Origin of the sequence: Streptomyces sp. NBC_00210 (assembly GCF_045160975.1) — a bacterium.
Classification (GTDB): Bacteria; Actinomycetota; Actinomycetes; order Streptomycetales; family Streptomycetaceae; genus Streptomyces.
The window spans coordinates 1,285,328-1,309,668 of sequence record NZ_CP108120.1 but is presented as its reverse complement, the minus strand read 5'-3'; the positions used below and the strand labels follow the sequence as shown (position 1 = coordinate 1,309,668).

General features: G+C 69.5%; 25 protein-coding genes. 14 read left to right on the top strand and 11 right to left on the bottom strand.

All coding sequences use genetic code 11. The annotated features are described in order from the left end of the window. Nucleotides 1-4 precede the first annotated feature (4 nt). A complete protein-coding gene (locus OG729_RS05905; RefSeq protein WP_405804728.1) occupies nt 5-1,033 on the bottom strand; it encodes a methyltransferase in 1,029 nt (342 codons plus the stop codon). Between the two features lie 300 nt (nt 1,034-1,333). Between OG729_RS05905 and OG729_RS05900 the strand changes: the two genes are divergently transcribed. The 7 genes from OG729_RS05900 (at nt 1,334) to ahcY (ending at nt 11,192) form a co-directional block, all read left to right on the top strand. Then, nucleotides 1,334-2,578: an NAD(P)-binding domain-containing protein gene (locus tag OG729_RS05900; protein ID WP_405804726.1), complete on the top strand. Its 1,245-nt coding sequence runs from the start codon at nt 1,334-1,336 to the stop codon at nt 2,576-2,578. Next, nucleotides 2,575-3,018: an SCP2 sterol-binding domain-containing protein gene (locus OG729_RS05895; RefSeq protein WP_360884570.1), complete on the top strand. Its 444-nt coding sequence runs from the start codon at nt 2,575-2,577 to the stop codon at nt 3,016-3,018. The genes OG729_RS05900 and OG729_RS05895 overlap by 4 nt, the downstream gene beginning before the upstream one ends. A gap of 123 nt (nt 3,019-3,141) precedes the next feature. Continuing rightward, nucleotides 3,142-4,368, top strand: a complete 1,227-nt coding sequence (metK, locus tag OG729_RS05890) for a methionine adenosyltransferase (protein ID WP_405804725.1) — start codon at nt 3,142-3,144, stop codon at nt 4,366-4,368. 45 nt (nt 4,369-4,413) lie between these two features. Beyond that, nucleotides 4,414-5,397, top strand: a complete 984-nt coding sequence (locus OG729_RS05885) for a carbohydrate kinase family protein (protein ID WP_360884565.1) — start codon at nt 4,414-4,416, stop codon at nt 5,395-5,397. Beyond that, nucleotides 5,394-8,906, top strand: coding sequence for a methionine synthase (metH, locus tag OG729_RS05880; RefSeq protein ID WP_405804723.1), 3,513 nt, complete (start codon nt 5,394-5,396; stop codon nt 8,904-8,906). Before OG729_RS05885 ends, metH begins: the two co-directional genes overlap by 4 nt. Further along, nucleotides 8,903-9,805, top strand: a complete 903-nt coding sequence (gene metF, locus OG729_RS05875; protein ID WP_405804722.1) for a methylenetetrahydrofolate reductase [NAD(P)H] — start codon at nt 8,903-8,905, stop codon at nt 9,803-9,805. Before metH ends, metF begins: the two co-directional genes overlap by 4 nt. Next, complete coding sequence (gene ahcY / locus OG729_RS05870) at nt 9,783-11,192, top strand: adenosylhomocysteinase (protein ID WP_405804720.1); 1,410 nt, start codon at nt 9,783-9,785, stop codon at nt 11,190-11,192. Before metF ends, ahcY begins: the two co-directional genes overlap by 23 nt. A gap of 99 nt (nt 11,193-11,291) precedes the next feature. On the opposite strand, the gene OG729_RS05865 is transcribed toward ahcY, so the two are convergent. The 3 genes from OG729_RS05865 to OG729_RS05855 are packed head-to-tail and all read right to left on the bottom strand — an operon-like array spanning nt 11,292 to nt 12,558. Then, nucleotides 11,292-11,585 carry a hypothetical protein gene (locus tag OG729_RS05865; RefSeq protein WP_360882705.1) on the bottom strand — a complete coding sequence of 98 codons (294 nt, stop codon included), beginning with the start codon at nt 11,583-11,585 and terminating at the stop codon, nt 11,292-11,294. 59 nt (nt 11,586-11,644) lie between these two features. Continuing rightward, entirely contained in the window at nt 11,645-12,004 is a 360-nt protein-coding gene (locus OG729_RS05860; RefSeq protein WP_360882822.1) for a hypothetical protein, read from the bottom strand. Nucleotides 12,005-12,057: 53 nt separating this feature from the next. Then, a complete protein-coding gene (locus OG729_RS05855) occupies nt 12,058-12,558 on the bottom strand; it encodes an ATP-binding protein (protein WP_405804719.1) in 501 nt (166 codons plus the stop codon). 124 nt (nt 12,559-12,682) lie between these two features. Between OG729_RS05855 and OG729_RS05850 the strand changes: the two genes are divergently transcribed. Further along, nucleotides 12,683-13,543 carry a helix-turn-helix domain-containing protein gene (locus OG729_RS05850; protein WP_405804718.1) on the top strand — a complete coding sequence of 287 codons (861 nt, stop codon included), beginning with the start codon at nt 12,683-12,685 and terminating at the stop codon, nt 13,541-13,543. Then, nucleotides 13,544-13,801, top strand: a complete 258-nt coding sequence (locus OG729_RS05845) for a DUF397 domain-containing protein (protein WP_360882714.1) — start codon at nt 13,544-13,546, stop codon at nt 13,799-13,801. It begins immediately after the preceding gene. 64 nt (nt 13,802-13,865) lie between these two features. Here OG729_RS05845 and OG729_RS05840 read toward each other — a convergent pair whose 3' ends face one another. Next, nucleotides 13,866-15,770, bottom strand: a complete 1,905-nt coding sequence (locus tag OG729_RS05840; RefSeq protein WP_405804716.1) for a M64 family metallopeptidase — start codon at nt 15,768-15,770, stop codon at nt 13,866-13,868. Between the two features lie 211 nt (nt 15,771-15,981). Between OG729_RS05840 and OG729_RS05835 the strand changes: the two genes are divergently transcribed. Together OG729_RS05835 and OG729_RS05830 are read left to right on the top strand one after the other, a co-directional pair. Beyond that, the gene (locus OG729_RS05835) at nt 15,982-16,437 is read left to right on the top strand and encodes a hypothetical protein (protein ID WP_360882720.1); all 456 of its coding nucleotides are present in this window, start codon (nt 15,982-15,984) and stop codon (nt 16,435-16,437) included. 57 nt (nt 16,438-16,494) lie between these two features. Further along, nucleotides 16,495-16,839, top strand: a complete 345-nt coding sequence (locus OG729_RS05830; RefSeq protein ID WP_405804715.1) for a hypothetical protein — start codon at nt 16,495-16,497, stop codon at nt 16,837-16,839. Between the two features lie 20 nt (nt 16,840-16,859). On the opposite strand, the gene OG729_RS05825 is transcribed toward OG729_RS05830, so the two are convergent. After that, nucleotides 16,860-18,266: a glycosyltransferase family 87 protein gene (locus tag OG729_RS05825; RefSeq protein ID WP_405804713.1), complete on the bottom strand. Its 1,407-nt coding sequence runs from the start codon at nt 18,264-18,266 to the stop codon at nt 16,860-16,862. A 155-nt stretch (nt 18,267-18,421) separates the two neighbouring features. Between OG729_RS05825 and OG729_RS05820 the strand changes: the two genes are divergently transcribed. The 3 genes from OG729_RS05820 to OG729_RS05810 all read left to right on the top strand — a co-directional run bounded on the left by OG729_RS05820 (nt 18,422) and on the right by OG729_RS05810 (nt 20,745). Beyond that, nucleotides 18,422-19,594: a molybdopterin-dependent oxidoreductase gene (locus tag OG729_RS05820; protein ID WP_405811063.1), complete on the top strand. Its 1,173-nt coding sequence runs from the start codon at nt 18,422-18,424 to the stop codon at nt 19,592-19,594. Next, complete coding sequence (locus OG729_RS05815) at nt 19,594-19,983, top strand: hypothetical protein (protein WP_405804711.1); 390 nt, start codon at nt 19,594-19,596, stop codon at nt 19,981-19,983. Before OG729_RS05820 ends, OG729_RS05815 begins: the two co-directional genes overlap by 1 nt. Before the next feature lie 129 nt (nt 19,984-20,112). Next, the gene (locus OG729_RS05810; RefSeq protein WP_360882732.1) at nt 20,113-20,745 is read left to right on the top strand and encodes a hypothetical protein; all 633 of its coding nucleotides are present in this window, start codon (nt 20,113-20,115) and stop codon (nt 20,743-20,745) included. Here OG729_RS05810 and OG729_RS05805 read toward each other — a convergent pair. From OG729_RS05805 to OG729_RS05785, 5 genes are all read right to left on the bottom strand, one after another. Next, nucleotides 20,658-21,305 (bottom strand): methyltransferase domain-containing protein, encoded by a 648-nt coding sequence (locus tag OG729_RS05805; protein ID WP_360882735.1) that lies wholly within the window; start codon nt 21,303-21,305, stop codon nt 20,658-20,660. The genes OG729_RS05810 and OG729_RS05805 overlap by 88 nt on opposite strands. After that, on the bottom strand, nt 21,302-21,943 hold the full coding sequence (locus OG729_RS05800; RefSeq protein ID WP_405804709.1) for a DUF2064 domain-containing protein: 642 nt from the start codon (nt 21,941-21,943) through the stop codon (nt 21,302-21,304). Before OG729_RS05800 ends, OG729_RS05805 begins: the two co-directional genes overlap by 4 nt. Continuing rightward, complete coding sequence (locus OG729_RS05795) at nt 21,940-22,623, bottom strand: glycosyltransferase family 2 protein (RefSeq protein WP_405804707.1); 684 nt, start codon at nt 22,621-22,623, stop codon at nt 21,940-21,942. The genes OG729_RS05800 and OG729_RS05795 overlap by 4 nt, the downstream gene beginning before the upstream one ends. Beyond that, nucleotides 22,620-23,675, bottom strand: coding sequence for an NAD-dependent epimerase/dehydratase family protein (locus OG729_RS05790; protein ID WP_405804705.1), 1,056 nt, complete (start codon nt 23,673-23,675; stop codon nt 22,620-22,622). Before OG729_RS05790 ends, OG729_RS05795 begins: the two co-directional genes overlap by 4 nt. 226 nt (nt 23,676-23,901) lie before the next feature. Continuing rightward, on the bottom strand, nt 23,902-24,318 hold the full coding sequence (locus tag OG729_RS05785; RefSeq protein ID WP_360882747.1) for an ATP-binding protein: 417 nt from the start codon (nt 24,316-24,318) through the stop codon (nt 23,902-23,904). Between the last annotated feature and the right edge of the window lie 23 nt (nt 24,319-24,341).

The window sequence follows — 24,341 nt, the reverse complement described above, 5'->3', positions numbered from 1 at the left end:
CGTGTCACTCGTCCTTGTGGGCGATGACGAGCGAGTCGGTGTTGCTCAGCACCTTGGACTCGGTGCGCGAGAAGCCGGCCGCGCGCATCCACGCGGCACAGTCGGCCGTGCTGTACTCCGAGCCGGTGTGGGTGACCAGCAGCATGTCCAGGCTGATCAGCAGATTGACCAGATCGGTCGGCTGGTCGGCGACCATGCGGTCGTACACCAGCAGCGCGCCACCGGGACGCACCGCCTGGTACGCCTTGGCGATCAGGCCCTGGCGCTCCTCGGCGTTCCAGTTGTGCAGGACGTGCCCCATGATCAGCACATCGCCCTCGGGCAGCTGGTCGACGAAGAAGTTGCCGCCGACGAAGCTGATGCGGTCCCTGGTGCCCAGCTTCTCCATGTGCTCGTCGAAGGCCCAGCCCATGTGCGGCAGATCGAAGACGGTCGCCTTCGGCTTCGGGTGCGCCTCGAGAAGCAGTGCGGACAGATTGCCGCGGGCGCCGCCGACGTCGACGAAGGTCTCGTACGCCGAGAAGTCGAAGGCGGCGGCGAGCCTCGGGGCGACCAGGCTGTTGAGCGAGTCCATCATGGTGAGGAACTGGCGCAGATGGTCGGGGTCGTCGCCCATCTGCCCGACGATGTCCCCCTCCTTGCCCTTGACCTGGGGCTCTCCGGTCTGCAGCGCCGCGGTGAGGTTCTCCCACGCCGGGTACAGCATCGAGTTGGCGCGCTCCAGGAACCCGCCCGCGTAGCTGCGCTTGTTGCGGTCGAGGAACTTGTCGGCGGCCGGGCTGTTGCGGTAGCGGCCGTCCTCCACCTCGACAAGACCCAGGGTGACCAGAGCGGCGATGAAGTCTTCCGAGCCGCGCGGGTGCAGGCCCGCCGACGAGGCCAGTTCGTCCTTGGTGGCGGGTCCGGCGGCGAGGGTGGAGAAGAGGTCCAGTTCAAGCGCGCTCAGCAGGATCTTGGCGGTGCAGAAGGCGGTGCCGATCCGGATCAGCGCCTCAGGGCTGGACGTGTCCGTGAGGGAAGCGTGAGTCGTCACAGACGAACTCCTTTCTCGGTTACCGGACGGGCGGGGTCGTGGCGTGCCCGGGCCATGTTTTGGCACCGGCCTCGAAGTCCTCTTGAGCGGGGATCGGCCGTGCCCCTCGCGCGGGCCGGAGCAGCCCTCGATCGGGCATTGAGCGGCGGCGGAGACCGTGGCGCTCAGGGCCTGTCGTTCGGGTCAGGCCGGATCAGTGAGCGGCGTCGGAAGCGCGTGCCACGGCACGCGAGCCCGGCAAGATCCGGAAGACAGGCCCTTCATCGTGCTCAAGGGACCTTGCGCTTGGAGGCAGACATCATGGCCGGCAATCCACCGTTCCGCGTGATCCTGCGGATGGAGATCCTCCCGGGCGTGCAGGAGGAGTTCGAGAAGGTGTGGTGGGAGGTTGCCTCGGTCATCGCCAGGCAGCCCGCCAACCGAGGGCAGACGCTGGTGCGCTCGGTCGAGGAGGAGCGCGTCTACTACGTCATCACCGACTGGCAGGACGAGCCCACCTTCCGCGCCTTCGAGCTCAGCGAGGCGCATGTGGAGCACCGGCGCAGGCTCCAGCCGTACCGCAGCGGCGGCCATATGACGGTGACGCAGACGGTGTACGACCTGCCGCCCGCGCCGCCCGTCGCCGAAGTGCCGGCACAGCGGACGACGGCCCCCGCCGCGGACCGGGTGGCGTTCATCGGCCTCGGCAACATGGGCGCCGGGATGGCGCACAGCCTCATCGACTCCGGCCGGGCGCTCACCGTCTTCAACCGCACCGTCGCCAAGACCACGCCGCTGGCCCAGGCGGGCGCCGCGGTTGCCGCGAGCGCGGCCGAAGCGGCGGCGGGAGCGTCCGTCGTCGTGCTCAGCCTGAGCGACGAACCGGCCGTCGAGGACGTGCTGTTCGGGCAGATCGTGCCCGTACTCGCCCCCGGCGCCGTCGTCATCGACACCTCCACCGTCTCCCCGGACTATGCGAAGGAGTCCGCCGCCAGGCTGTCGGCCGCCGGGCTGCGCCGGGTGGAGGCCTGTGTCGTCGGCAACCCCTTCCAGGCCCGCGAGGGCAAGCTGCGCGTATACACCAGCGGCGAGCAGGCGGACATCGACGAGGTCCGCCCGCTGCTCGACACCATCGGCAGCGAGGTCGTCCACCTGGGCGCGCCGGGCACCGCGGCCACCATCAAGCTCATCTTCAATCTGCTGCTGGGGGCCCAGGTCGCCTCGCTCGCCGAAGCCGTCGCCTACGGAGTGGAGGCGGGACTCGACCGGGACAGCCTCCTCGGTGCCATCGCCGGCAGCGGATTCAGCTCCATCGTGATGCGGTTCCGCGCCGAGCTGATGCGCAAGTCCAGCTACGAGCCCGCCTTCTTCCGCTCCACCCTGATGGAGAAGGACCTGCGCCTGGCCATCGATGACGCGGCTCTGGCCGGAGTGCGCCTGCCCGTACTCGACACGGTGCGGGAAAGCTTCGCCGCCGCGGTTGCCGCGGGCGACGGCGACAAGGACGCCTCCGTACTCATCGAGCACACCACCGCCGCCACCAAGGGGAAGGGGGGCCGGCCGTGACCGACGAGGATGAACGGCACCTGCGGCTGAGGGACATCGCCGAGGTCGCGGAGGCATCCGGTGAACTCGTCGGCGAGCTCCCTCTCCACGACGACGACCGGATGCTCGACCTGGTGTTCGTCTGGTTCCGTGCCTGCTTCCGCCCCGAACGCACCAGAGGCCGCGGCGGTATCTTCCACTACGAGGTCAACACCCCTTCAGGGGTGCGGCACCGCTATGTCACGGTCACCGACGGCCACTGCACATCGGCCCGCGACGCCGGCACTCCGAACGCGACCATCGGGGTGGACATGCAAGACCTCCTCGCCCTGGCCACCGGGGAGTTGAAGGGCACGGACGCCTTCATCAGCGGACGGCTGAAGATCTCCGGCGATGTCTTCTTCGCGATGAACTGGATCGAGTGGTTCGGATCCCGCAGCGCCCAGCCGACAGCCGAATAGCTTCGTTTAGCCGCCTTCGAGCCCCCTTGCAGGGACGGAGCGCAGCCTGACCGCAGTGCGGCACCTGCGACACCCATGGACAGCACGTCAACGCGCCTACCACGCCCGGCAATTGGAGGATTCGTGTCCCTTCGCCTGTTCACCTCGGAGTCAGTGACCGAGGGCCACCCCGACAAGATCGCTGACCAGATCAGCGACGCGGTCCTCGATGCGCTGCTGGCGCAGGACCCGAAGTCGCGCGTCGCCGTCGAAACGCTGATCACCACCGGCCAGGTCCACCTGGCCGGAGAGGTCACCACCAATGCGTACGCCGACATCCAGAGCCTGGTCAGGGAGACCGTGCTCAAGATCGGCTACGACTCGTCGGCGAAGGGATTCGACGGCGCCTCCTGCGGCGTCTCGGTCTCCATCGGTGCCCAGTCGCCCGACATCGCCCAGGGCGTCAACACCGCCTACGAGAAGCGCGTCGAGGGGTCCGCCGCAGGTGAAGGAGGTGACGAGCTGAGCGAGCAGGGCGCCGGCGACCAGGGCCTGATGTTCGGCTACGCCTCCGACGAGACGCCCGAGCTGATGCCCCTGCCGATCACGCTCGCCCACCGGCTCGCCAAGCGCCTCACCGAGGTCCGCAAGAACGGCACCGTCCCCTACCTGCGGCCCGACGGCAAGACCCAGGTCACCATCGAGTACGACGGCGACGCGGCCGTCCGTCTCGACACCGTGGTCGTCTCCTCGCAGCACGCGCCCGGCATCGACCTGGACTCGCTGCTGATCCCGGACATCCGCGACTGCGTCGTACGCCCCGTGCTCCAGGAGCTCATCGAGGACGGCGTGCAGCTGCGCACCGAGGGCTACCGGCTGCTGGTCAACCCGACCGGCCGGTTCGAGATCGGCGGCCCGGTCGGCGACGCCGGCCTGACCGGCCGCAAGATCATCATCGACACCTACGGCGGCATGTCCCGCCACGGCGGCGGCGCCTTCTCCGGCAAGGACCCGTCCAAGGTGGACCGCAGCGCCGCCTACGCGATGCGCTGGGTCGCCAAGAACGTGGTCGCCGCCGGTCTCGCACACCGCTGCGAGGTCCAGGTCGCCTACGCGATCGGCAAGGCGGACCCGGTCGGTCTCTTCGTGGAGACCTTCGGCACCGAGACCGTGCCCGTGCCGGACATCCAGCGGGCCATCGACCAGGTCTTCGACCTGCGTCCGGCGGCGATCATCCGCGACCTCGACCTGCTGCGTCCCATCTACGCCCAGACCGCCGCGTACGGCCACTTCGGCCGCGACCTCCCCGACTTCACCTGGGAGTCCACCGACCGCGCGGAGAAGCTGCGCCAGGCAGCCATCGCCGACTGAGCCCAACCGAGCCAACCGAGCCATACGAGCCAAGGAGCAGTGACCGTGCGCATAGCCGTAACTGGTTCGATCGCAACGGACCACCTGATGGTCTTTCCCGGCCGGTTCACCGAGCAGCTGATCGCCGGCAGCCTCGACAAGGTCTCGCTCTCCTTCCTCGTCGAAGAGCTGGACATCCGGCGCGGCGGCGTCGCCGCGAACATCGCCTTCGGCCTCGGACGGCTGGGCATCGGCCCCTATCTCGTCGGAGCGGTGGGCGCGGACTTCGCCGACTACCAGATCTGGCTCAAGGAGAACGGCGTCGACACCGACTCGGTGCACATCAGCGAGACGCTGCACACCGCGCGCTTCGTGTGCACGACCGACGCAGACAACAACCAGATCGGCTCCTTCTATCCCGGAGCCATGAGCGAAGCCCGCACCATCGAGCTGGCCCCGGTGCGGGAACGGGCCGGCGGTCTTGACCTGGTGGTGATCTCGCCGAATGACCCCGGCGCGATGATCCGCCACACCCGTGAGTGCAACAGCCTGGGACTGGCCTTCGCCGCCGACCCGTCCCAGCAACTCGCCTTCCTGCAACGTGACGATGTGCGCGAACTGCTCGCCCACCCCGCCTATCTGTTCACCAATGAGTACGAGAGCGTGCTCATCCAGGAGAAGACCGGCTGGACCGAACAGCAGATCCTGGGCCGGGTCGGCACCTGGGTCACCACCCGGGGCGCGGACGGCGTCCACATCGCACGCGCCGGGCTGCGGCCCGTCGAGGTGTCGGCGGTGCCGCCGAACGGCGCCCTTGAGCCGACCGGCGCCGGCGACGCCTTCCGGGCGGGCTTCCTCGCGGCGACCGCCTGGGGCCTGGGCCTTGAGAGCGCGGCCCATCTGGGCAGCGCACTGGCCACGACCGTGCTGGAGACCACGGGCCCGCAGCCGGCCGAGCTGAACGGCGGCGAGCTGCTGGCACGCATCAATGGCACCTACGGAGAAGAAGCCGCCGCCGAGCTGGCTCCGCACGTGGCGGCACTGGGATGAGCGGAACCCGTGCCGACGCCCTGCGCGAGGCCTTTGCCACCCGTGTGGTGGTGGCGGACGGGGCCATGGGCACCATGCTTCAGGCGCAGGATCCGTCGATGGAGGACTTCGAGGATCTCGAGGGCTGCAACGAGATACTGAATGTGACGCGTCCGGACATCGTGCGGGCGGTCCACGAGGCCTATTTCGAGGTCGGCGTGGACTGCGTCGAGACGAATACGTTCGGTGCGAATTTCGCGGCGCTGGGGGAGTACGACATCCCCGAGCGGGTGTACGAGCTGTCGGAGGCGGGCGCGCGGATCGCGCGTGAGGTCGCCGACGAGTTCACCGCGTCGACAGGTCAGCAGCGTTGGGTGCTGGGCTCGATGGGGCCCGGTACCAAGCTGCCGACCCTGGGCCACGCCCCGTACGTCACGCTGCGCGATGCCTATCAGCAGAACGCCGAGGGCATGATCGCGGGCGGCGCGGATGCGCTCCTGGTGGAGACGACGCAGGATCTGCTGCAGACCAAGGCAGCGATCCTGGGCGCCCGCCGGGCCCTGGACCGCACGGGAGTGAACCTTCCGCTGCTGTGCTCGGTGACGGTCGAGACGACCGGGACGATGCTGCTGGGCTCGGAGATCGGCGCGGCGCTGACCGCGCTGGAGCCGCTGGGCATCGACATGATCGGGCTGAACTGTGCGACCGGCCCGGCCGAAATGAATGAACACCTGCGCTACCTGGCCCGCCATGCGCGGACCAGGGTGTCGGCCATGCCCAACGCCGGCCTGCCGGTGCTGGGCAAGGACGGCGCCCACTACCCGCTCAGCCCCGCCGAACTGGCCGATGCCCATGAGGCGTTCGTACGCGAGCACGGTCTTTCGCTGGTCGGCGGCTGCTGCGGTACGACGCCGGAGCATCTGCGCCAGGTCGTGGAGCGCGTACGCGATCTGACGCCGACCGAGCGCGAGCCGCGTCCGGAGCCCGGTGCGGCGTCGCTGTATCAGACGGTGCCGTTCCGCCAGGACACGTCGTATCTCGCGATCGGTGAGCGGACGAACGCGAATGGATCGAAGAAGTTCCGTGAGGCCATGCTGGACGGCCGCTGGGACGACTGTGTGGAGATGGCCCGGGACCAGATCCGCGAGGGCGCGCACATGCTCGACCTGTGCGTCGACTACGTGGGGCGTGACGGCGTCGCCGACATGAAGGAACTCGCCGGGCGTTTCGCCACCGCGTCGACTCTGCCGATCGTGCTGGACTCCACCGAAGTCGACGTCATCCGGGCCGGGTTGGAGAAGCTCGGCGGCCGCGCGGTCATCAACTCCGTGAACTACGAGGACGGGGACGGTCCCGAGTCGCGGTTCGCGAAGGTGACCGCCCTGGCCCGTGAGCACGGCGCCGCGCTGATGGCGCTGACGATCGATGAGGAGGGCCAGGCCCGTACGGTCGAGAACAAGGTCGCCATCGCCGAGCGGATCATCGCGGACCTCACGGAGAACTGGGGAATCCACGAGTCGGACATCCTCATCGACACGTTGACGTTCACGATCTGCACGGGTCAGGAGGAGTCCCGCAAGGACGGCATCAACACCATTGAGGCCATACGTGAGTTGAAGCGGCGCCGCCCCGATGTGCAGACCACGCTGGGCCTGTCGAACATCTCCTTCGGTCTGAATCCGGCCGCCCGGATCGTATTGAACTCCGTGTTCCTGGACGAGTGTGTGAAGTCCGGTCTGGACTCGGCGATCGTGCACGCGTCCAAGATCCTGCCGATAGCCCGGCTGGAGGAAGCGCATGTCCAGGTCGCTCTCGATCTGATCCACGACCGGCGTGCCGAAGGCTATGACCCGCTCCAGAAGTTCCTCGAACTCTTCGAGGGCGTCGACACCAAGTCGATGAAGGCGGGCAAGGCGCAGGAACTGCTCGCCCTGCCGCTGGAGGAGCGCCTCAAGCGGCGCATCATCGACGGCGAGAAGAACGGCCTCGAAGGGGATCTGGACGAAGCCCTGGCCACACGTCCCGCTCTGGAGATCGTCAACGACACCCTGCTCGAGGGCATGAAGGTGGTCGGTGAGCTGTTCGGTTCGGGGCAGATGCAGCTTCCGTTCGTGCTGCAGTCGGCCGAGGTCATGAAGAACGCGGTGGCCTATCTGGAGCCGCACATGGAGAAGTCGACTGATTCATCGTCGGGTGGGTCGGGCAAGGGCACGATCGTGCTGGCCACGGTGCGTGGTGACGTTCATGACATCGGCAAGAACCTGGTCGACATCATCCTGTCCAACAATGGCTACAACGTGGTGAATCTGGGCATCAAGCAGCCGGTATCGGCGATCCTGGAGGCGGCCGAGGAGCACCGGGCCGATGTGATCGGGATGTCGGGTCTGCTGGTGAAGTCCACGGTGATCATGAAGGAGAACCTGGAGGAGCTCAACCAGCGCAAGATGGCCGCGGACTACCCGGTCATCCTGGGCGGTGCGGCGCTGACCCGGGCGTATGTCGAGCAGGACCTGCACGAGATCTACGAGGGCGAGGTCCGCTACGCCCGCGACGCCTTCGAGGGCCTGCGTCTGATGGATGCCCTGATCGCCGTGAAGCGCGGCGTTCCGGGGGCTGTCCTTCCCGAGCTCAAGCAGCGCCGGGTGGCCAGGCGTGAGACCCCCGTCCTTGAGGTCGCCGAGCCCGAGGGCGCGGCCCGTTCCGATGTGGCGATCGACAATCCGATTCCCGGGCCGCCGTTCTGGGGCACCCGGGTGATCAAGGGCATCCAGCTCAAGGAGTACGCGTCCTGGCTGGACGAGGGTGCGCTGTTCAAGGGCCAGTGGGGACTGAAGCAGACACGGGCCGGTGACGGCCCGACCTACGAGGAGCTGGTGGACAGGGAGGGACGGCCGCGGCTGCGCGGCTGGCTGGACCAGCTGCACACCCAGGGCCTGCTGGAAGCCGCCGTGGTCTACGGCTACTTCCCCTGCGTGTCCAAGGGCGACGACCTGATCCTGCTCAACGAGGACGGCTCCGAGCGCACCCGCTTCTCCTTCCCCCGCCAGCGCCGTGGCCGCCGCCTCTGCCTCGCCGACTTCTTCCGCCCCGAGGAGTCCGGCGAAACCGACGTGGTGGGTCTGCAGATCGTCACGGTCGGCAACCGCATAGGCGGGGCGACGGCCGAGCTGTTCGAGACCAACGCCTATCGCGACTATCTCGAACTGCACGGGCTCTCGGTGCAGTTGGCGGAGGCGCTGGCCGAGTACTGGCACGCCCGGGTGCGCGCCGAACTCGGCTTCGCCGGCGAGGACCCCACCGACATGGAGGACATGTTCGCGCTGAAGTACCGCGGTGCGCGGTTCTCGCTCGGTTACGGTGCGTGCCCGGATCTGGAGGATCGAGCCAAGATCGCGTCGCTCCTTGAACCCGAGCGGATCGGGGTCCAGCTGTCGGAGGAGTTCCAGCTCCACCCCGAGCAGTCCACCGACGCGATCGTCCTGCACCACCCCGAAGCCCAGTACTTCAACGCGGGAAGGGCCCGGCTGTGAGGACTCTGCGCGATGTGCTCGCGGCGGGGGAGCGGTCGTACTCCTTCGAGTTCTTCCCGCCCAAGACCGACGCCGGCGAAGAGCGCCTTTGGGACGCGATCCGCCGTATCGAATCCCTGTCGCCGGCCTTCGTCTCGGTGACGTACGGAGCGGGGGGATCCTCCCGGGACCGTACCGTCGCCGTGACGAAGAGGATCGCCGCACAGACCACTCTGCGCCCGGTCGCCCATCTGACGGCCGTCGGGCACTCGGTGGCCGAACTGCGGCACATCATCGGCCAGTACGCGGACGCCGGCATCCGCGACGTACTCGCCCTGCGCGGCGACCCGCCCGGCGATCCGCAGGGCGCCTGGGTGTCGCATCCGCAGGGACTGACGTACGCCATCGAACTCGTCGAACTCATCAGGGAACTGGGGGACTTCAGTGTCGGCGTCGCGGCCTTCCCCGAGCGCCACCCCCGCTCCCCGGACTGGGACAGCGACATCAGGCACTTCGCGGCCAAGTGCCGCGCGGGCGCCGACTACGCGATCACCCAGATGTTCTTCGACGTGGAGTACTACCTGCGGCTGCGCGATCGGGCCGCGGCGGCGGGGTGCGACACCCCGATCATCCCCGAGATCATGCCGGCCACCGACTACCGGCAGATCAGGCGCTTCGCCGAACTCAGCAACGCGGCCTTTCCGGACGACCTGGCCAGACGGCTGTTCGCCGCCCGGGACAAGCCGCAGGAAGCTCATCGGATCGGTGTCGACCATGCGATCGCGATGGCGGAGCGGCTGCTCGACGAAGGCGCTCCGGGACTGCACTACATCACCCTGAACCGATCGCCTGCGACGGTGGAGATACACCGGGGCGTCACGAAGACGAGGAGTACCCATGCCCTCTCAGTCCGCCACTGACTTCAAGGTGGCCGACCTTTCCCTCGCGGAGTTCGGTCGCAAGGAGATCACTCTCGCCGAGCATGAGATGCCCGGTCTGATGTCGATCCGCAAGGAGTACGCCGCCACCAAGCCGCTGGCCGGCGCCCGGATCACCGGTTCGCTGCACATGACCGTGCAGACGGCCGTGCTGATCGAGACCCTGGTCGCCCTGGGTGCCGAGGTGCGCTGGGTGTCCTGCAACATCTTCTCCACCCAGGACCACGCCGCCGCGGCGATTGCTGCAGCCGGGATCCCGGTCTTCGCCTGGAAGGGCGAGACGCTGGAGGAGTACTGGTGGTGCACGGAGCAGGCGCTGACCTGGCCGGGCCATCCCGGCCCGAACATGATCCTGGACGACGGCGGCGACGCCACACTCCTGGTGCACAAGGGCGTGGAGTTCGAGAAGGCGGGCAAGGTTCCCGACCCCTCCACGGCGGACAACGAGGAATTCCGTATCGTCCTCCAGCTGCTGAACCGCTCCACCATCAAGTGGTCCGAACTGGCCTCGGAGATCCGTGGTGTGACGGAGGAGACCACGACGGGTGTGCACCGGCTGTACGAGATGCACCGTGACGGCACGCTGCTGTTCCCGGCGATCAACGTGAACGACGCTGTCACCAAGTCGAAGTTCGACAACAAGTACGGCTGCCGCCACTCGCTGATCGACGGCATCAACCGTGCCACCGACGTGCTGATCGGTGGCAAGACCGCCGTCGTCTGCGGCTACGGCGATGTGGGCAAGGGCTGCGCGGAGTCCCTGCGCGGCCAGGGCGCACGGGTGATCGTCACCGAGATCGACCCGATCTGCGCGCTGCAGGCGGCGATGGACGGCTACCAGGTCACCACGCTCGACGAGATCGTCGACAAGGCCGACATCTTCGTCACGACCACCGGCAACAAGGACATCATCATGGCCGCGGACATGGCCAAGATGAAGCACCAGGCGATCGTGGGCAACATCGGCCACTTCGACAATGAGATCGACATGGCCGGCCTGGCGCAGATCCCGGGCATCGTCAAGGACGAGGTCAAGCCGCAGGTGCACACCTGGACCTTCCCCGACGGCAAGGTCCTGATCGTGCTCTCCGAGGGCCGTCTGCTGAACCTGGGCAACGCGACCGGTCACCCCTCGTTCGTGATGTCGAACAGCTTCGCGGACCAGACGCTGGCCCAGATCGAGCTGTTCACCAAGCCCGAGGAGTACCCGACCGACGTCTATGTGCTGCCCAAGCACCTGGACGAGAAGGTCGCCCGGCTCCACCTCGACTCGCTCGGCGTGAAGCTGACGACCCTGCGCCCGGAGCAGGCCTCCTACATCGGCGTCGAGGTCGAGGGCCCGTACAAGTCCGACCACTACCGCTACTGACCGGTGTCCCCGATCAGCAGCTGATCAACCCCCAAGACCAGGCCCCCGCCTATCCCCCGGGCGGGGGCCTGACCTTTCCCCGTTCGCGTTCCGCCCGACTCAGCGCATCGAATCGATTGCCCATTCCGCCACGAGGGCCAGCGCGACACAGACACCCAGCACCGCGGTGGCCACCCGAGTGCGCCCCTGCCGGCTGAGGACCAGCGCGCTGCCGGAGAGGATCAGCGCGAAGCCGTAGAAGCCCATGGTCAGCACCGAGTGGGTGCTGCCGAGCCGCAGTACGAGAGTGACCCCTACGGCGATCATGATGACCGCGGAGAGAGCAATCCGTACGTGGCGTGCCTGACGTGGTGTGAGCCCCTGCCGCTCAGGGCTCGAATTGGCTTCTGACATGCTCGGAAGACTAGCCGCCCGGTCCTCGTGGAGGGTGCTCGGGCTGAACCCCGGCCAGCTCACGCGCCGCGCGCACTGCCGACGCCCGCCGGCCACAGGGGAGTGGTTCCGGTGAGCTGGCAGGCCATCAGATAGAGCGGTATCGGCGCTGTGTAGGGGCTGGTGTCGTCGGGCCGGCGGATCAGCCGGGGCCTGGTCGCCGGTACGTGCGCCCCGCGGGCGTAGTGCGACGGCAGCGGCCAGGTCAGCTCCTGGTCGGAGCCCGCGGGCACGATCCACCACCACCAGTCGGCGTCGGCGAAGACGCAGCCGTTGCGCGGCAGCAGCCCGAGCAGCCGGATGCCGAATCGTGCGGGCACGCCCACGGCGTCGCAGCCCAGATCGGCCGACAGCGGGGGCGGGAGGGCGAGCCGGGTCATCCGGGTCTCGCTGTCGTGGCGGCCGCTCCGTGCGAGGAACACCGCCAGGTGCTTCAGCACGGCCTCTCCGGCCCGTAGGGAAAGCCCGCTCGAAATCCCGCTCCGTACACAGCGTCCGAGCGCTGCAGCTCCGCCCAGACGATGCGGCCCGAGCCCTGCTTCGCGTGGTGCGCGCCCCAGGCGCTGCTCACCGCCTCGACCAGCAGCAGCCCGCGACCGCGTTCCTCCTCGATGCCGTGGCACACATGAGGTTCCGCGGGCGAGGAGCCCTGGTCCTGCACGGTGATGCGCAAGTGCTCGGCGCCGTTGAGGAGTTCGCAGGCCACCAGGTGGCCGTCGGTGTGTACAACTGCGTTGGTGACCAGCTCGGAGACGACGAGCATCGCCGTGTCGTGCAGATCCCCGCCTATGCGCCAGCAGCGGAGCCGCTCGCGCACGAGCGTTCTGGCTCGGGCGACGAATTCGGCGCGCGCAGGCAACTCGAAGCCATACCGGTGGTGGTCGGCCCCCGAGCATGGGTCCACGAGCTGGGCAGTGAGCGCGTCACGGTTCACAACGACACTGTCCCGCCGCAATGGACACCTTGGCAAGGGTCACTCTGAAAAATCCAGAGTGGTCGTATTCATTGAGGCAGGCGCGTGGCACACTGCTCGCAACAGCACGTGGGGAGGTCTCGAAGTGAGTGAACCGCGGTCCGCCCCCACCGTGGGTCAAGTAGTTCTGGGTAAGCGCTTGCAGGATCTGCGGGAGCGAGCCGGACTCAGACGCGAAGAAGCGGCACGGGTGCTTCGCGTGGCCGCAGGCACCATCCGCCGGATGGAAACCGCCGAGGTTGCGCTGAAGATCCCTTATGTTCAGCTGCTGCTGAATGCGTACGGGATCGCCGACGAGGAGGCCCGCGGTTTTATCGAGCTGGCTGAAGAGGCCAATAAGCCCGGCTGGTGGCAGCGCTTTCACGACGTCCTGCCGGGCTGGTTCAGCATGTACGTCAGCCTGGAGGGCGCGGCCGGCCTCATCCGTGCGTATGAGCCGCACTTTGTGCCAGGTCTGCTGCAGACCGAGGACTACGCCCGGGCGATCATGCTCGGCGGAGCCGTCGGACAGACCGATCCGGCCGACATCGACCGCCATGTGGCGCTGCGGATGGAACGCCAGGCCCTGCTCACCAGCCCCGACGCACCCAAGTTCTGGGTGATCATGGACGAGACGGTCTTCCGCCGGCCCGTCGGCGGCCCGGGCGTCATGCGAGCACAGATCGACAAACTGCTCGAAGGCGCGCAGCTGCCCCATGTCACCCTGCAGATCGCGGAGTTCGCGACCGGACACCACCCCGGCACCTATGGGCCGTTCGTGCTGTTCCGGTTCGCCGTCCCCGAACTCCCGGACATGGTCTACAGCGAGTATCTGACCGGCGCCGTCTATCTCGACGCGCGTCCCGAGGTCGCCTCGCATCTGGAGGTTCTGGACCGCATGGCGGCTCAGGCCGCGACTGCACAACGCACGAAGGAGATCCTCAAAGGTCTCCGCAAGGAGCTGTGAATGGACCACATCTACAACGGCATGCCGGCCGCCGAACTGGGCGACGAGGGCTGGCGCAAGCCGTGGAGCGGCGGCAACGGCGGAAACTGCTTCGAGACCATGAAGCTTGCCGACGGCCGGATCGCCGTACGTCAGTCCGCGGACCCGGACGGCCCCGCGCTGATCTACACCCCCAACGAGATCGCGGCGTTCATCGAGGGGGCCAAGTCCGGGCAGGCGGACTTCCTGCTGCCCGAGGGTTCGGCGGACGCGGCCTGATCCCGCGCCCGGCCGGGCGCGGGATGCAGACCGCGAGCGGCGATCCGGTTCCGGCGGGCCGTGGTCAGCCCGTCGCGGCCGGCGCCGGGAGCAGCGTCGCCAGGAAGGACTTCGGCGCCGAGACATTGCCGGCCGAGTCGATCGTCCGGTACTCGATCGTGTGGGTCCCGAAGTCGGGTGAGGCGTCGTCCCACGGCACCGCGCGCGTCCTGCCGAGCTTGCCGTAGACGAGGTTGTCGATGAGCGTGCCGCCGGGGGTGAAGCGGAACGGTGCGTCCGCGTCGGTCGGCCAGCCGTAGTACGTCTGCCAGCCGTCGCCGTCGACCCGGAACTGCGAGACCACGGAGCCGCCCTGGTCGTCGCGTGCCGTCAGCTTCATCGTGAACGGCCCGTCGTAGACGTACTCCACCGGCCTGCCCGGCCGTTCCACCGTGCGCAGCGGCTTCGACAGCGCGTACGCACCTGTTGCCGGTGTCGCGTCGACCGTCCAGGTCAGCGTGGGCCCGGAGCCCGCGATCCGGGCCGCAAGGGTGTGGGCGCCGGGACGCAGCCGCAGCGCGCCCAGATCGAGATCGCGGTCGTTACCGGGGTTCGCCACCGGCCGTCCGTCGAGCGTCCAGCGGACCGCCAGGGTCCGGTCGACGGGGTGGGTGGTGTCGGCGTACACGACCGACGCCGCGCCCAGCGGGGCCTTGGTGTCGGTGTGACTGGTGAACGCGGCCCGGACCGGCTCCCGAGGGGTCCTGAGGGCCGTGTCCACACTCCAGGAGACGGTCCGCGTCAGTGCGGCCGACGCACGGATGGCGGGGTCACGCACGAACGGCGTGGGATCGGTGATGGTCGCCGTCAGCGAGTGCGTGCCGGGGGAGAGTTGGAGCCGGCGCAGATCCAGCGTGCGGGCGCCGTCGGCGACGCGCAGCGGACGGCCGTCGAGCCGCCATGCGAGATCGAGCTCTCCGCCCACCGGATGCAGGGTGTCCACCCACACGGTGCGGTCGTCGCCGATGGCCGCGGTGTTGGGGGTGTGGTCCTGTACGAGATTCACCTTGGCGGAGATCTTCTGGACCATGACCTCGCGCCCGACCTGGTCGAAGGCGTAGCCGAGGGTCTTCATGATCGAGTGCTTGCTGGGCCGCCAGACACCCTTGGTGCTGTACATCCCGCCCTCGAAGCGGCCGATGACCCCGCCCGACTCGCTCTTCTCACCCAGCCAGCGCCACCACTTGGCCCGCTGCTGCTTCATCTGCTCCTCGGTGAGCAGGGTGTGGTGGACGGAGGAGGGCTCTCCCTCCTCGTACGCGCCTCCTGGGACGCCGCGCGCGTAGTAGTCGTACTCGTCCTGGAGTTTGCCCAGCGAGTGGCCGATCTCGTGCGGAGTGATCAGCGAGGAGAGCGCATTGCCGCCGGACGCCGTGGCGAAGGTGCCGCCCGCGCCGCCGTACGTGTCGCTGTTGGCCAGCGCCACGATCTGCCGGTTGGCGCTCGTGGAGCCGGGGACGAGATCGGCGAGAGCGGTCGCCGAGGTGCTGTCGACGGTGAGCAGCCGCTGCACGCTGTTCGCCTCGCAGCCGCCCCAGAAGCCCATGCCCAGGGCGGTGTCACGGCGGGGTGAATCCAGTCCCGGGTCGCAGTCCACGCCGGACTCGGCCGAAGGGACCTCCACCGCCCAGACGTTGACGTAGGAACGGTACGAGGCGAAGGGTTCGGTGGACCAGAGCACATTGAGATGCTTGTCGACGTCGGCGCGGAAGGCCGGCATCTCCTCGGCGGTGTAGCCGTCGCCGAGGACGATGATGTTGAAGCGTTTGTCGGCGGGTCCTGTGGTCTGGACGGGCACCACCTTGGCGGCCTCGGTGACGGAGGTGTCGGCCGCAGCCGCGGGGGTGGCGGCCAGCAGGCCGGTGGTGAGCAGCGCGCCCGCGGTGGCGAGCGCGGCTGCTCTACGTAAGCGTATGCCGGGTGTGGTCATGGGCACGGAGCGTAGGGCGGTGCCCAATGGGCCGTAAAGACAGCCGAGTTGGCCATGAGGTTCCCGGCGGACGGCTTGGGAGACACCGAGCACAACTTGCTTGACCACGTACCGGAAGGCGTGGTGGTGTGGTGATCTCCACGACCTCGGGGACGAGGTCTGGCACACCATGCCCCGCCGACCACGGGGAATACTTCAAAGGGGGAAACTCATGCGTCTCAACGCATCCCGCACCGTCAAGGCAGCGTTAGTCACTGCCGTCGCCACATCGGCTCTGGTAATCCCGACGGCCGGTTCTGCGACCGCCGCGACCCCTTCGGCCGCTGGGGTCGCCGCCGACAGCATCGACGCCACGTGCCGGAGCCACAGCCGCAATTACGTCGTTCGGACGTACTACCGCGGGCCCGGCAAGTACACACTGCGCTGCGGCACCGCGACGTGGGGCTGGAAGCACATCAAGGCGCGTCATGGCTGGGACCGTACGATGGACAGGAAGATAAGCGCTGCCATCTGGTCCGGGAAGCCCAACGGTCGCGGCGGCTTCTCCACCTACACCAACCAGTGCCCCAGCGTCGAGAAGTTCCGCACCATCATCGGCACCCCCGCTGCGAGGAATGACCTCCTCACCGCGTACAAGGTCAACACTGTCGCCGCCGCAAAGTGTTAGTCGCCGTGCACGGGGACTTGTGCCCCACTGGATGAGGTGAAAGGGCGGGTGGAGTGCATGCCGGCACAGACACCGGCTGAGCGTGCTTTGGCTCGCTCATACACCACAGGTGACGGGCAGATCACATTCGACATCTCAGATCTGTCGGTCGATCATCACTCGGACCGTAGCGTGACATTGACATACCGGTTCACTGCGGTGCGTCAAGGTCACCGGGACGAGCGTTGGGTGTTCACTCTGCCGTGGGACGACAAGTCCATGGTGGATGTTTTTGCCTCCCCCGCCCCCGACCCTGACCGACTCGGGCAACTCGTGTATCTGGTCCACACCCTGTTGGAAGAGTGGTGGGACACCAAGGAGCACAATCGGCAGTCGGCGAAGATGGGGCGCCAGTTGCCCTGACTCGGCGGTTGGTCAGTAGCTCAGGAGCGCCCGATGTGACTGCCGAGCCCGCTCGTCGCGCTCCTGGGCTGCCGGACCTGACCGCGGCGCAGTACGCAGCCGGCGAGCGCCACGATGGCTGCGACCGCGTACACCGTGGTGCCCAGCCCGTCCGGCTTGACGCCCATGTACACGCCGACGTACTTCGCGGCTCCCGCGACCGCGACCGCCAGCCACTCCCACCGCCCGTCGAGCGCCACCAGGGCGACCAGCAGCAGGGCGTACCAGGAGTAGCCCGGGGTCAGCAGCAGGAATGCCGTACCGGTCACCAACAGCGCGCCGTTCCACGGGCGTTCGGGATCGCCGCGCCACATGACGTGGACGGTGACGGCCAGCAGGACGAGGACCGCGGCACCCGGCGCCAAGCCGTCCGGGAGCACCAGCCGCAGCAGCGCGAAGCGGTTGCTGGCCGAGGGGTCGTCGTAACCCTCCTCCTCCATATAGCCACCGAGGAAACCGAGGACCGAGCTGTCGGAGGCGAGGACGTACGGCAGATAGCTCAGCGCCACCACGGCTGCCGCGGGCAGCAGCACGGCCGCGGCATCGCGCACCCGCCGCACGCCGGACAGCGCGCCCGGCAGCACCACGGCGGGCAGCAGCTTGGTGACGATCGCCGCGCCGAGCAGTGCCCCGCCCGCGATGCGACGGCGCCGCACCAGTACAGCCAGGCCCACGACCGCAAGCAGCGCGCCGAGTACATCGGCGTGCGCGTTGTTCACGGCCTCGATGGGCACGAGCGGACACCACGCCCAGTACGCCGCACGGCGCGGATCGCCGCGTCTGCGCAGGACGAGCAGCAGCGCCGCGGTGGTGGCGAGGGACAGCAGCGCGCCGCCCGTCTGCAGCGCCTTGTGCCGCACGCCGTCCGGCGAGAGTTCGTGGACGAGCAGAAAGTACCCCTCCGCCACCGGCGGGTAGATGGTGTGCACCTGCGGCCGGTTGATCCGGGTGCAGTGCGCCTCGCCCGCGGGGCCGGGGACGGGCGCCCGGTCCGGACCCGTGCAGCCTGTCCCGGTGGGGAACAGCCAGCCGTCGCGCAGCCCGGCGAGCGCCGGATCGGCGGGGGCGTGGTCGTACGGCGAGATCCCGGCCGCCTGCACCCTGCCGTCCCAGGCGTAGCGGTACGAGTCGGTGCTGGTGCGCGGGGGAGCGAGCAGCCCGGTCGCGGCGACGGCGACACTGCCCGCGACGATCAGGACCACGGCGTGCCGCACCGGGGCCTTGCGCACGGCGAGGGCGGCCGCCGCGAACAGCGCCCAGCAGGCGGCGTACCACCAGGTGAGCCCGGTGGGATCGGTGAAGTAGCCGTCCTTGCAGATGGTCAGGGCGAGTACGGCGGTGAGGCCCGCCAGCAGGGCTCCGGCGGCGAGGGTACGCGGGTTGATCACATGCCCAGCGTGGCAGCCGGAGCCGGGACGGGACGCGCGCCGCCCGCTGACGTCCGCATTCCGTAAGGTGTCACAACCGTCCGCGGGGGCCCTTGCGGAGGTCTGATGGAGACATGAAGCTCCGACCGCCGCGATCGATCCGAGTGCCCAAGGCAATGAGAGTGCCCCGGCCGCCTCGACTGCCCCGGCTGCCTCGACTGCCCGCCCTCGCCCCGCCCACATTCTCGGGCAGGCTGCACGACGCCCGCACGGCCACCTCGCTCGGCCGCTGGCTGGGCGCAGCGATCGCCGTCTGCTTCGTCACCGGCCTGACCAGCCACTATCTGCAGCACCCGCCGGGCTGGCTGGCGGACGTACTGCCGAGCCGTCCCACGTGGGGCTACCGGCTGACGCAGGGCCTGCATGTGGCGAGCGGGATCGCGGCGATCCCGCTGCTGCTCGCGAAGCTGTGGACGGTCTATCCCCGGCTCTTCTTGTGGCCGCCGATGCGGTCCGTGCGGCATGCGCTGGAGCGGCTCTCCGTGGCGGTGCTCGTCGCCGCAGCCGTCTTCCAGCTCTTCAGCGGCCTGCTCAACACCGTGCAGTGGTACCCGTGGCCGTTCTCCTTCGTGCCGGTGCACTTCGCCGTCGCCTGGCTGCTCGTCGGCGCGGTCGTCCTGCACATCGCGGTCAAGTACCCCGAGATCAGGGCGCATTGGAGCAGACGCTCGCCCGGCACGCTCGAACTCCCGGCGGCCGACGGTCCGGACAGGCGCTCCCTGCTCACCGGCGTCGCGGCCGCGGTCGGCGCGGTCACGTTGACGACCGTCGGCCAGTCGTTCACCCCGTTGAAGCGCTTCGACCTGCTCGCGCCCCGCCACCCCGACCACGGACCGCAGCAACTGCCCGTGAACCGCACGGCGGCCGCCGCGGGCCTTGCGGGCGTGAGCACCGTCCACTGGCGGCTGACGGTGCTCGGCAAAGACTCGTACCAACTCACCCTCGACGAGCTCACCGCGCTGCCCCAGCACACGGTGACCCTGCCGATCGCCTGCGTGGAGGGCTGGAGCAAGTCGGCAGACTGGACCGGCGTACGCGTACGGGACCTGCTGGAGCGGGCCGGAGCGCGCCCCGGATCGGCGGTACGGGTGGTGTCGCTGGAGAAGCGTGGTGCGTACCGCGTGATGGAGATGGGCAGCGACTACGCCGGCGATCCCCTCACCCTGCTCGCCCTGCGCCTCAACGGCCAGGTGCTCTCGCTGGACCACGGCTTCCCGGCGCGCATCATCGCCCCGAACCGCCCTGGCGTGCTGCAGACCAAATGGGTCACCAGGATGGAGGTCATGTGATGCGGATGGTGACGGGCGCACTGGGCATCGTCCTCATGGCCGTCGGCGCGACGTTGCTGGCGACCGGTGGCCAGATCAAGGACGTGGCGCTGTGGCTGGCGGGCGCGATCGTCCTGAACGACGGGATCATCGCGCCGCTGGTGCTCGGCATCGGCCTGCTGCTCGCCGCCGTCCCCGCCAGGGGCACGGTGCGCGGCGCGCTGGTGGTGGCCGGGTGTCTGACGATGGTCGCCCTGCCGGTGCTGCTGCGGCCCGGGCGGCCGACGAACCCGTCGGCGCTGCCGCTGGACTACCTGCGCAACTGGCTGCTCGTCCTGGCGGCCGTGGCGGTGCTCACCGCCGTACTGCTTCTCGCGCGGCGGCTGTTGCGCAGAGTGCCGCGCCGCTGAACTTTTGGCGAACGGCTCGGCGGGGAGGTCGATCTCCGCCGGGCCGCGGGCATAGTGGCAGATGAGTGCCCGTTTCCGGCGGACAGTCGGGCAGGTCGGGCAGGCGGGTCGAGCACGGGGGACGCGGCCATGGTCAGATTCGTCCACAAGCAGTTGGCGTACGCCTCGGTGTGCGTCGTGACCGGGCTGATCGCGCTGGCGGTGGGCATCGCCGTGAACGGCCCCGTCAGACTTCCGGGCTGGTGGTTTCCCCTCGCGATGCTGGGGTGGGGGATCGTGTGGGGCCTGCTCTCCACGACCAGGCTGCTGAAGGAAGGCGACCTTCCGCTGTTCCGCGCGGCCGTCCCGATCGCGGATTCCGCCACCGTGCTGTCCGCTCCGGCACAGAGCCGGCGGACGCTGCTGAAGTTCTACGGCACGATGTTCGGCTTCTGGATCGTGGTGGCCACGGTGCTCGCCGCGTTCGAACCGCTGGCCGCGGTCTTCAACCTCTTCTGGGCCGTCGACCCGCTGATGCGGGCCGAACGGGCGGCGCGGTGGGAGCGGCGGCGCGGGGTGCTGCTGTGGCAGGGCGACGTCGACCAGGAGGCGCAGCCGGTACCGGCCGGTCAGCCGCCCGTCTTCACCACGCCGCGGCGGCGCGCCCCGAACACCTTCTGGGCACGTGTTGGGAATCAGGCCCGGCGCAGCGCCACGAAGGTGCGTCCGGCCACCGTCCAGCGCTCGGCCTCCGGGACCTCCCAGCCCGTGGATCGCGCGTAGTCGAGCAGCGCGGGAGTGCCGACGCGGGCCCAGGGGAAGGCCGAGCCCTGCGCACGTCCGCCGTCGAAGACGCGCACCTGCACGCGTTCGTCCACGTCGAGCGGAGCCGTCTCGGCGAGCAGCAGACCGTCCTCGGCGACCAGGTGTCCTACGCGGGCAAGCAGGGCGTGCGGGTCCCCGCCGATGCCTATGTTGCCGTCGATGAGCAGAGCGGTGCCCCAACTTCCCTCACGGGGAAGCGGATCGAAGACCGAACGGTGCAGCGCGCTGCCGCCCGTGCGCAGGGTGCGGGCCACCGCTTCGGGGCTCACATCGATGCCGAGCGTCGGCCTGCCCAGCGCGGCGAGCGCGGCGACCAGCCTGCCGGGACCGCAGCCGATGTCGAGCACCGCGCCCCGGCAGCGCCCGAGCACGGTCAGGTCCGCGGCGTCCGGCGCGGCACACCAGCGCTCGACCTCCAGGGGCAGCAGCCAGCCGTCGCCGCGGCGCAGAAACAGCGGGCCACGGCCGGTGCGCAGTGCGTCGGTGTACGGATCTGCCTGCCAGGCGGGCGCGGTCATCGCACCCCTGTCCCGGCGAGCGCGGCCAGCGCCACGGCGAACCTGGTGCCCGGCGCCTCGGCCGCGACCAGGCGGGCGTCCGCCGCGGTGTCGACATCACGCAGGAGCGGCAGATCGCGCACGGTCAGCCCGGCCCGGTCCAGCCGGTGCCGCTGTACGGCCCCGGTCTCGGGCACGGACATCGGCACTCCCCGCAACAGCCCGGGATCGGGCTCGGCCATCCCGAGCGCCCAGAACCCGCCGTCGACGGCCGGTCCGAAGGAGGCCTCTCCCGGAGCCAACTCCAGGCCTCTGGTGAGGAGTTCAGCGGTGATCTGCGGAGTGTCCATCCCGACCAGCAGCGTCGGCCCCGTACAGAGCCCGAAGGCATGGGCCAGCCGCGCATCGAGCTCTCCGGCACACTGCGGCACGACCTCGAACCCGCCCGGCAGCCAGTCGCCGGGCACACCGTCGAGCACAAGAACCCGGCGCCGTACGGGAGTGTCGAGCACGACGTCCAGGGTGTCCCGGAGCGCGGCCTCGGCGAGCCGGGCGGCCTCCGCGGGCGAGTAGGCGGGACAGAGCCGTGTCTTGACCCGCCCGGCGACGGGTGCCTTGGCGATGACGACCAGCGTGCCGGGGTCGTGTCGCGCCGTCATCGCACCCCACCCGCAACCGCGCTCATCGGCTGTTCCGACAGCACCGTCCGCATGTCCCTGACCGCCTGCCAGGTGCCCCGCCATGTGCCCGTCACCTTCGACCTTCCCGATCTCGGCAGATACGGGACGTCCACCTCGGTCACCCGCCAGTCCGCGTCCGCCGCGCGGACCACCATCTGGAGCGGGTAGCCGCTGCGCCGGTCCGTCAGGTCCAGGGCCAGCAGGTCCTCGCGGCGCGCCGCACGCAGCGGTCCCAGGTCGCGCAGCCGCAGGCCCGTGCGCCGGCGCAGCATCCGCGCCAGCGCCAGATTCCCCGCGCGGGCGTGCGGCGGCCAGGCGCCCCGGCCCTGCGGGCGCCGCCGTCCCAGTACCAAGTCGCTGTCACCGTCCGCCAGTTGGCGTACGAATCCGGTGAGCAGTCCCGGGTCCAGCGAGGCGTCACAGTCGCAGAAGCACACATACTCCGCCTCCGCGGCGAGCAGCCCCGCATGGCAGGCCGCCCCGAAGCCGCGCCGCTCCTCGTGCACCACGCTCGCGCCAAGTGCGCGGGCGATCACGGCCGAGCCGTCCGTCGAGCCGTTGTCCACGACGATCGCGCGCCAGCCCGGCGGGATCCGCTCCAGCACCCACGGCAGCGCCTCGGCCTCGTCCAGACAGGGCAGAACCACATCCACCCTCATGACGCCGCACCCCGCAGCTCGCTCGCCGCGAACTGGGCCATGCCCTCGGTGAAGCCGACCCGGGCCTTCCAGCCCAGCTCCGCCCGCAGCCGCTGCGAATCCGCGGTGATGTGCCGGACATCGCCGAGCCGGAATTCCCCGGTGACCACCGGCGCCGGACCGCCGTGGGCCGAGGCGAGCGCGTCCGCCATCTCGCCGACGGTGTGCGGTGTCCCGCTGCCCGTGTTGTACGCGGTGAGCACGCCCGGCTCGCGGCCGCGCACCGCTTCCAGCGCGAGCGCGTTCGCGTCCGCGACATCCCGTACGTGCACGAAGTCCCGCCGCTGCCGCCCGTCCTCGAAGACCCGCGGTGGCTCGCCCCGTTGCAGCGCGGAACGGAAGAAGGAGGCGACACCCGCGTACGGGGTGTCGCGGGGCATCCCCGGCCCGTACACATTGTGGTAGCGCAGGGCCACCGCCCGGCCGCCCGTCGCCCTGGCCCACGCCGCGGCCAGGTGCTCCTGGGCAAGTTTCGTCGTCGCGTACACATTGCGCGGGTCCATCGGCGCGTCCTCGCCCACCATGCCCGGCGCCAACTCCGCGCCGCACTCGGGGCACAGCGGCTCGAAGCGTCCGGACGCCAGGTCGGCGGCGGCGCGCGGGCCCGGCCGCACCCGGCCGTGCAGCCGGCAGTCGTAGCGGCCCTCGCCGTAGACGACCATGGAACCGGCGAGCACCAGATCGGGGACGCCCGCCTCGGCCATCGCTGCAAGGAGCACCGCCGTGCCCAGGTCGTTGCAGCCGACGTACTCGGGTGCGTCCGCAAAGCCCTTGCCGAGCCCGACCATCGCGGCCTGATGGCAGACCGCGTCCACACCGCGCACCGCCCGGGCCAGCAGCGTCCGGTCCCGTACGTCCCCGAGGATCCATTCGGCGTCCGGCAGCGGCGGGGGTTCCGGATGGGCCGCCGGGAGCAGGGCGTCGAGCACGACCGGGTCATGGCCGCGGGCGGCGAGCGCCGTGACGACCTGCGAGCCGATGAAGCCCGCGCCTCCTGTGACAAGTACACGCATACCCGCGACGCTACGACCCGGAACCCCGCTGATCGCGGTCGCACGCCGTGCCGTCACAGGTCCGTAAGGACTTCTCCGCGCCGGTCCGGAAGGACGTCTCCACCTCAGGCTGGACGCCGACACCACCTGGGCGAAGGAGACCGTGCCGCGGATCCACAAGCAGCCGCAGATCGACGAGATCCAGGTGGGTTTCGCCTATCCGCGCAGCCACAGCCGCCACTGAGGGCTACGCCACGAAGAGATCAGCCCAGTGGGTGACCCCACCGGTGTGGACGTGTATGCCGCACCGGGCCGACAGGGCGGCGACTATGGCGATTCCCCGGCCGTGCTCGTCCGGGTCGGCCGACTGCCTGACCGGGAGGGCGCGTCCCGCGTCGGTGACTTCGACGCGCAGGGCTCTGCGTTCGTCGACGTGGACCCACGACAACCGCAGCGTTGCCGGTGGCAGGGCATGGAGGAGCGCATTGGTCAGCAGCTCAGAGACCACCAGGAGCGCATCCATGGTGACGTCCGGGGCAAGGCCCCACTCGGCGAGCACCGCGCGGACACGTCCGCGTACGACCGAGACAGCCCTCGGGGAATGCGGCACGGGAGAGACATGATCGACTGCCTCGCGAGCCACTGTATTGAGCTGAGCCGTCATGTACCCCTCCTCGGCCAGTGCTG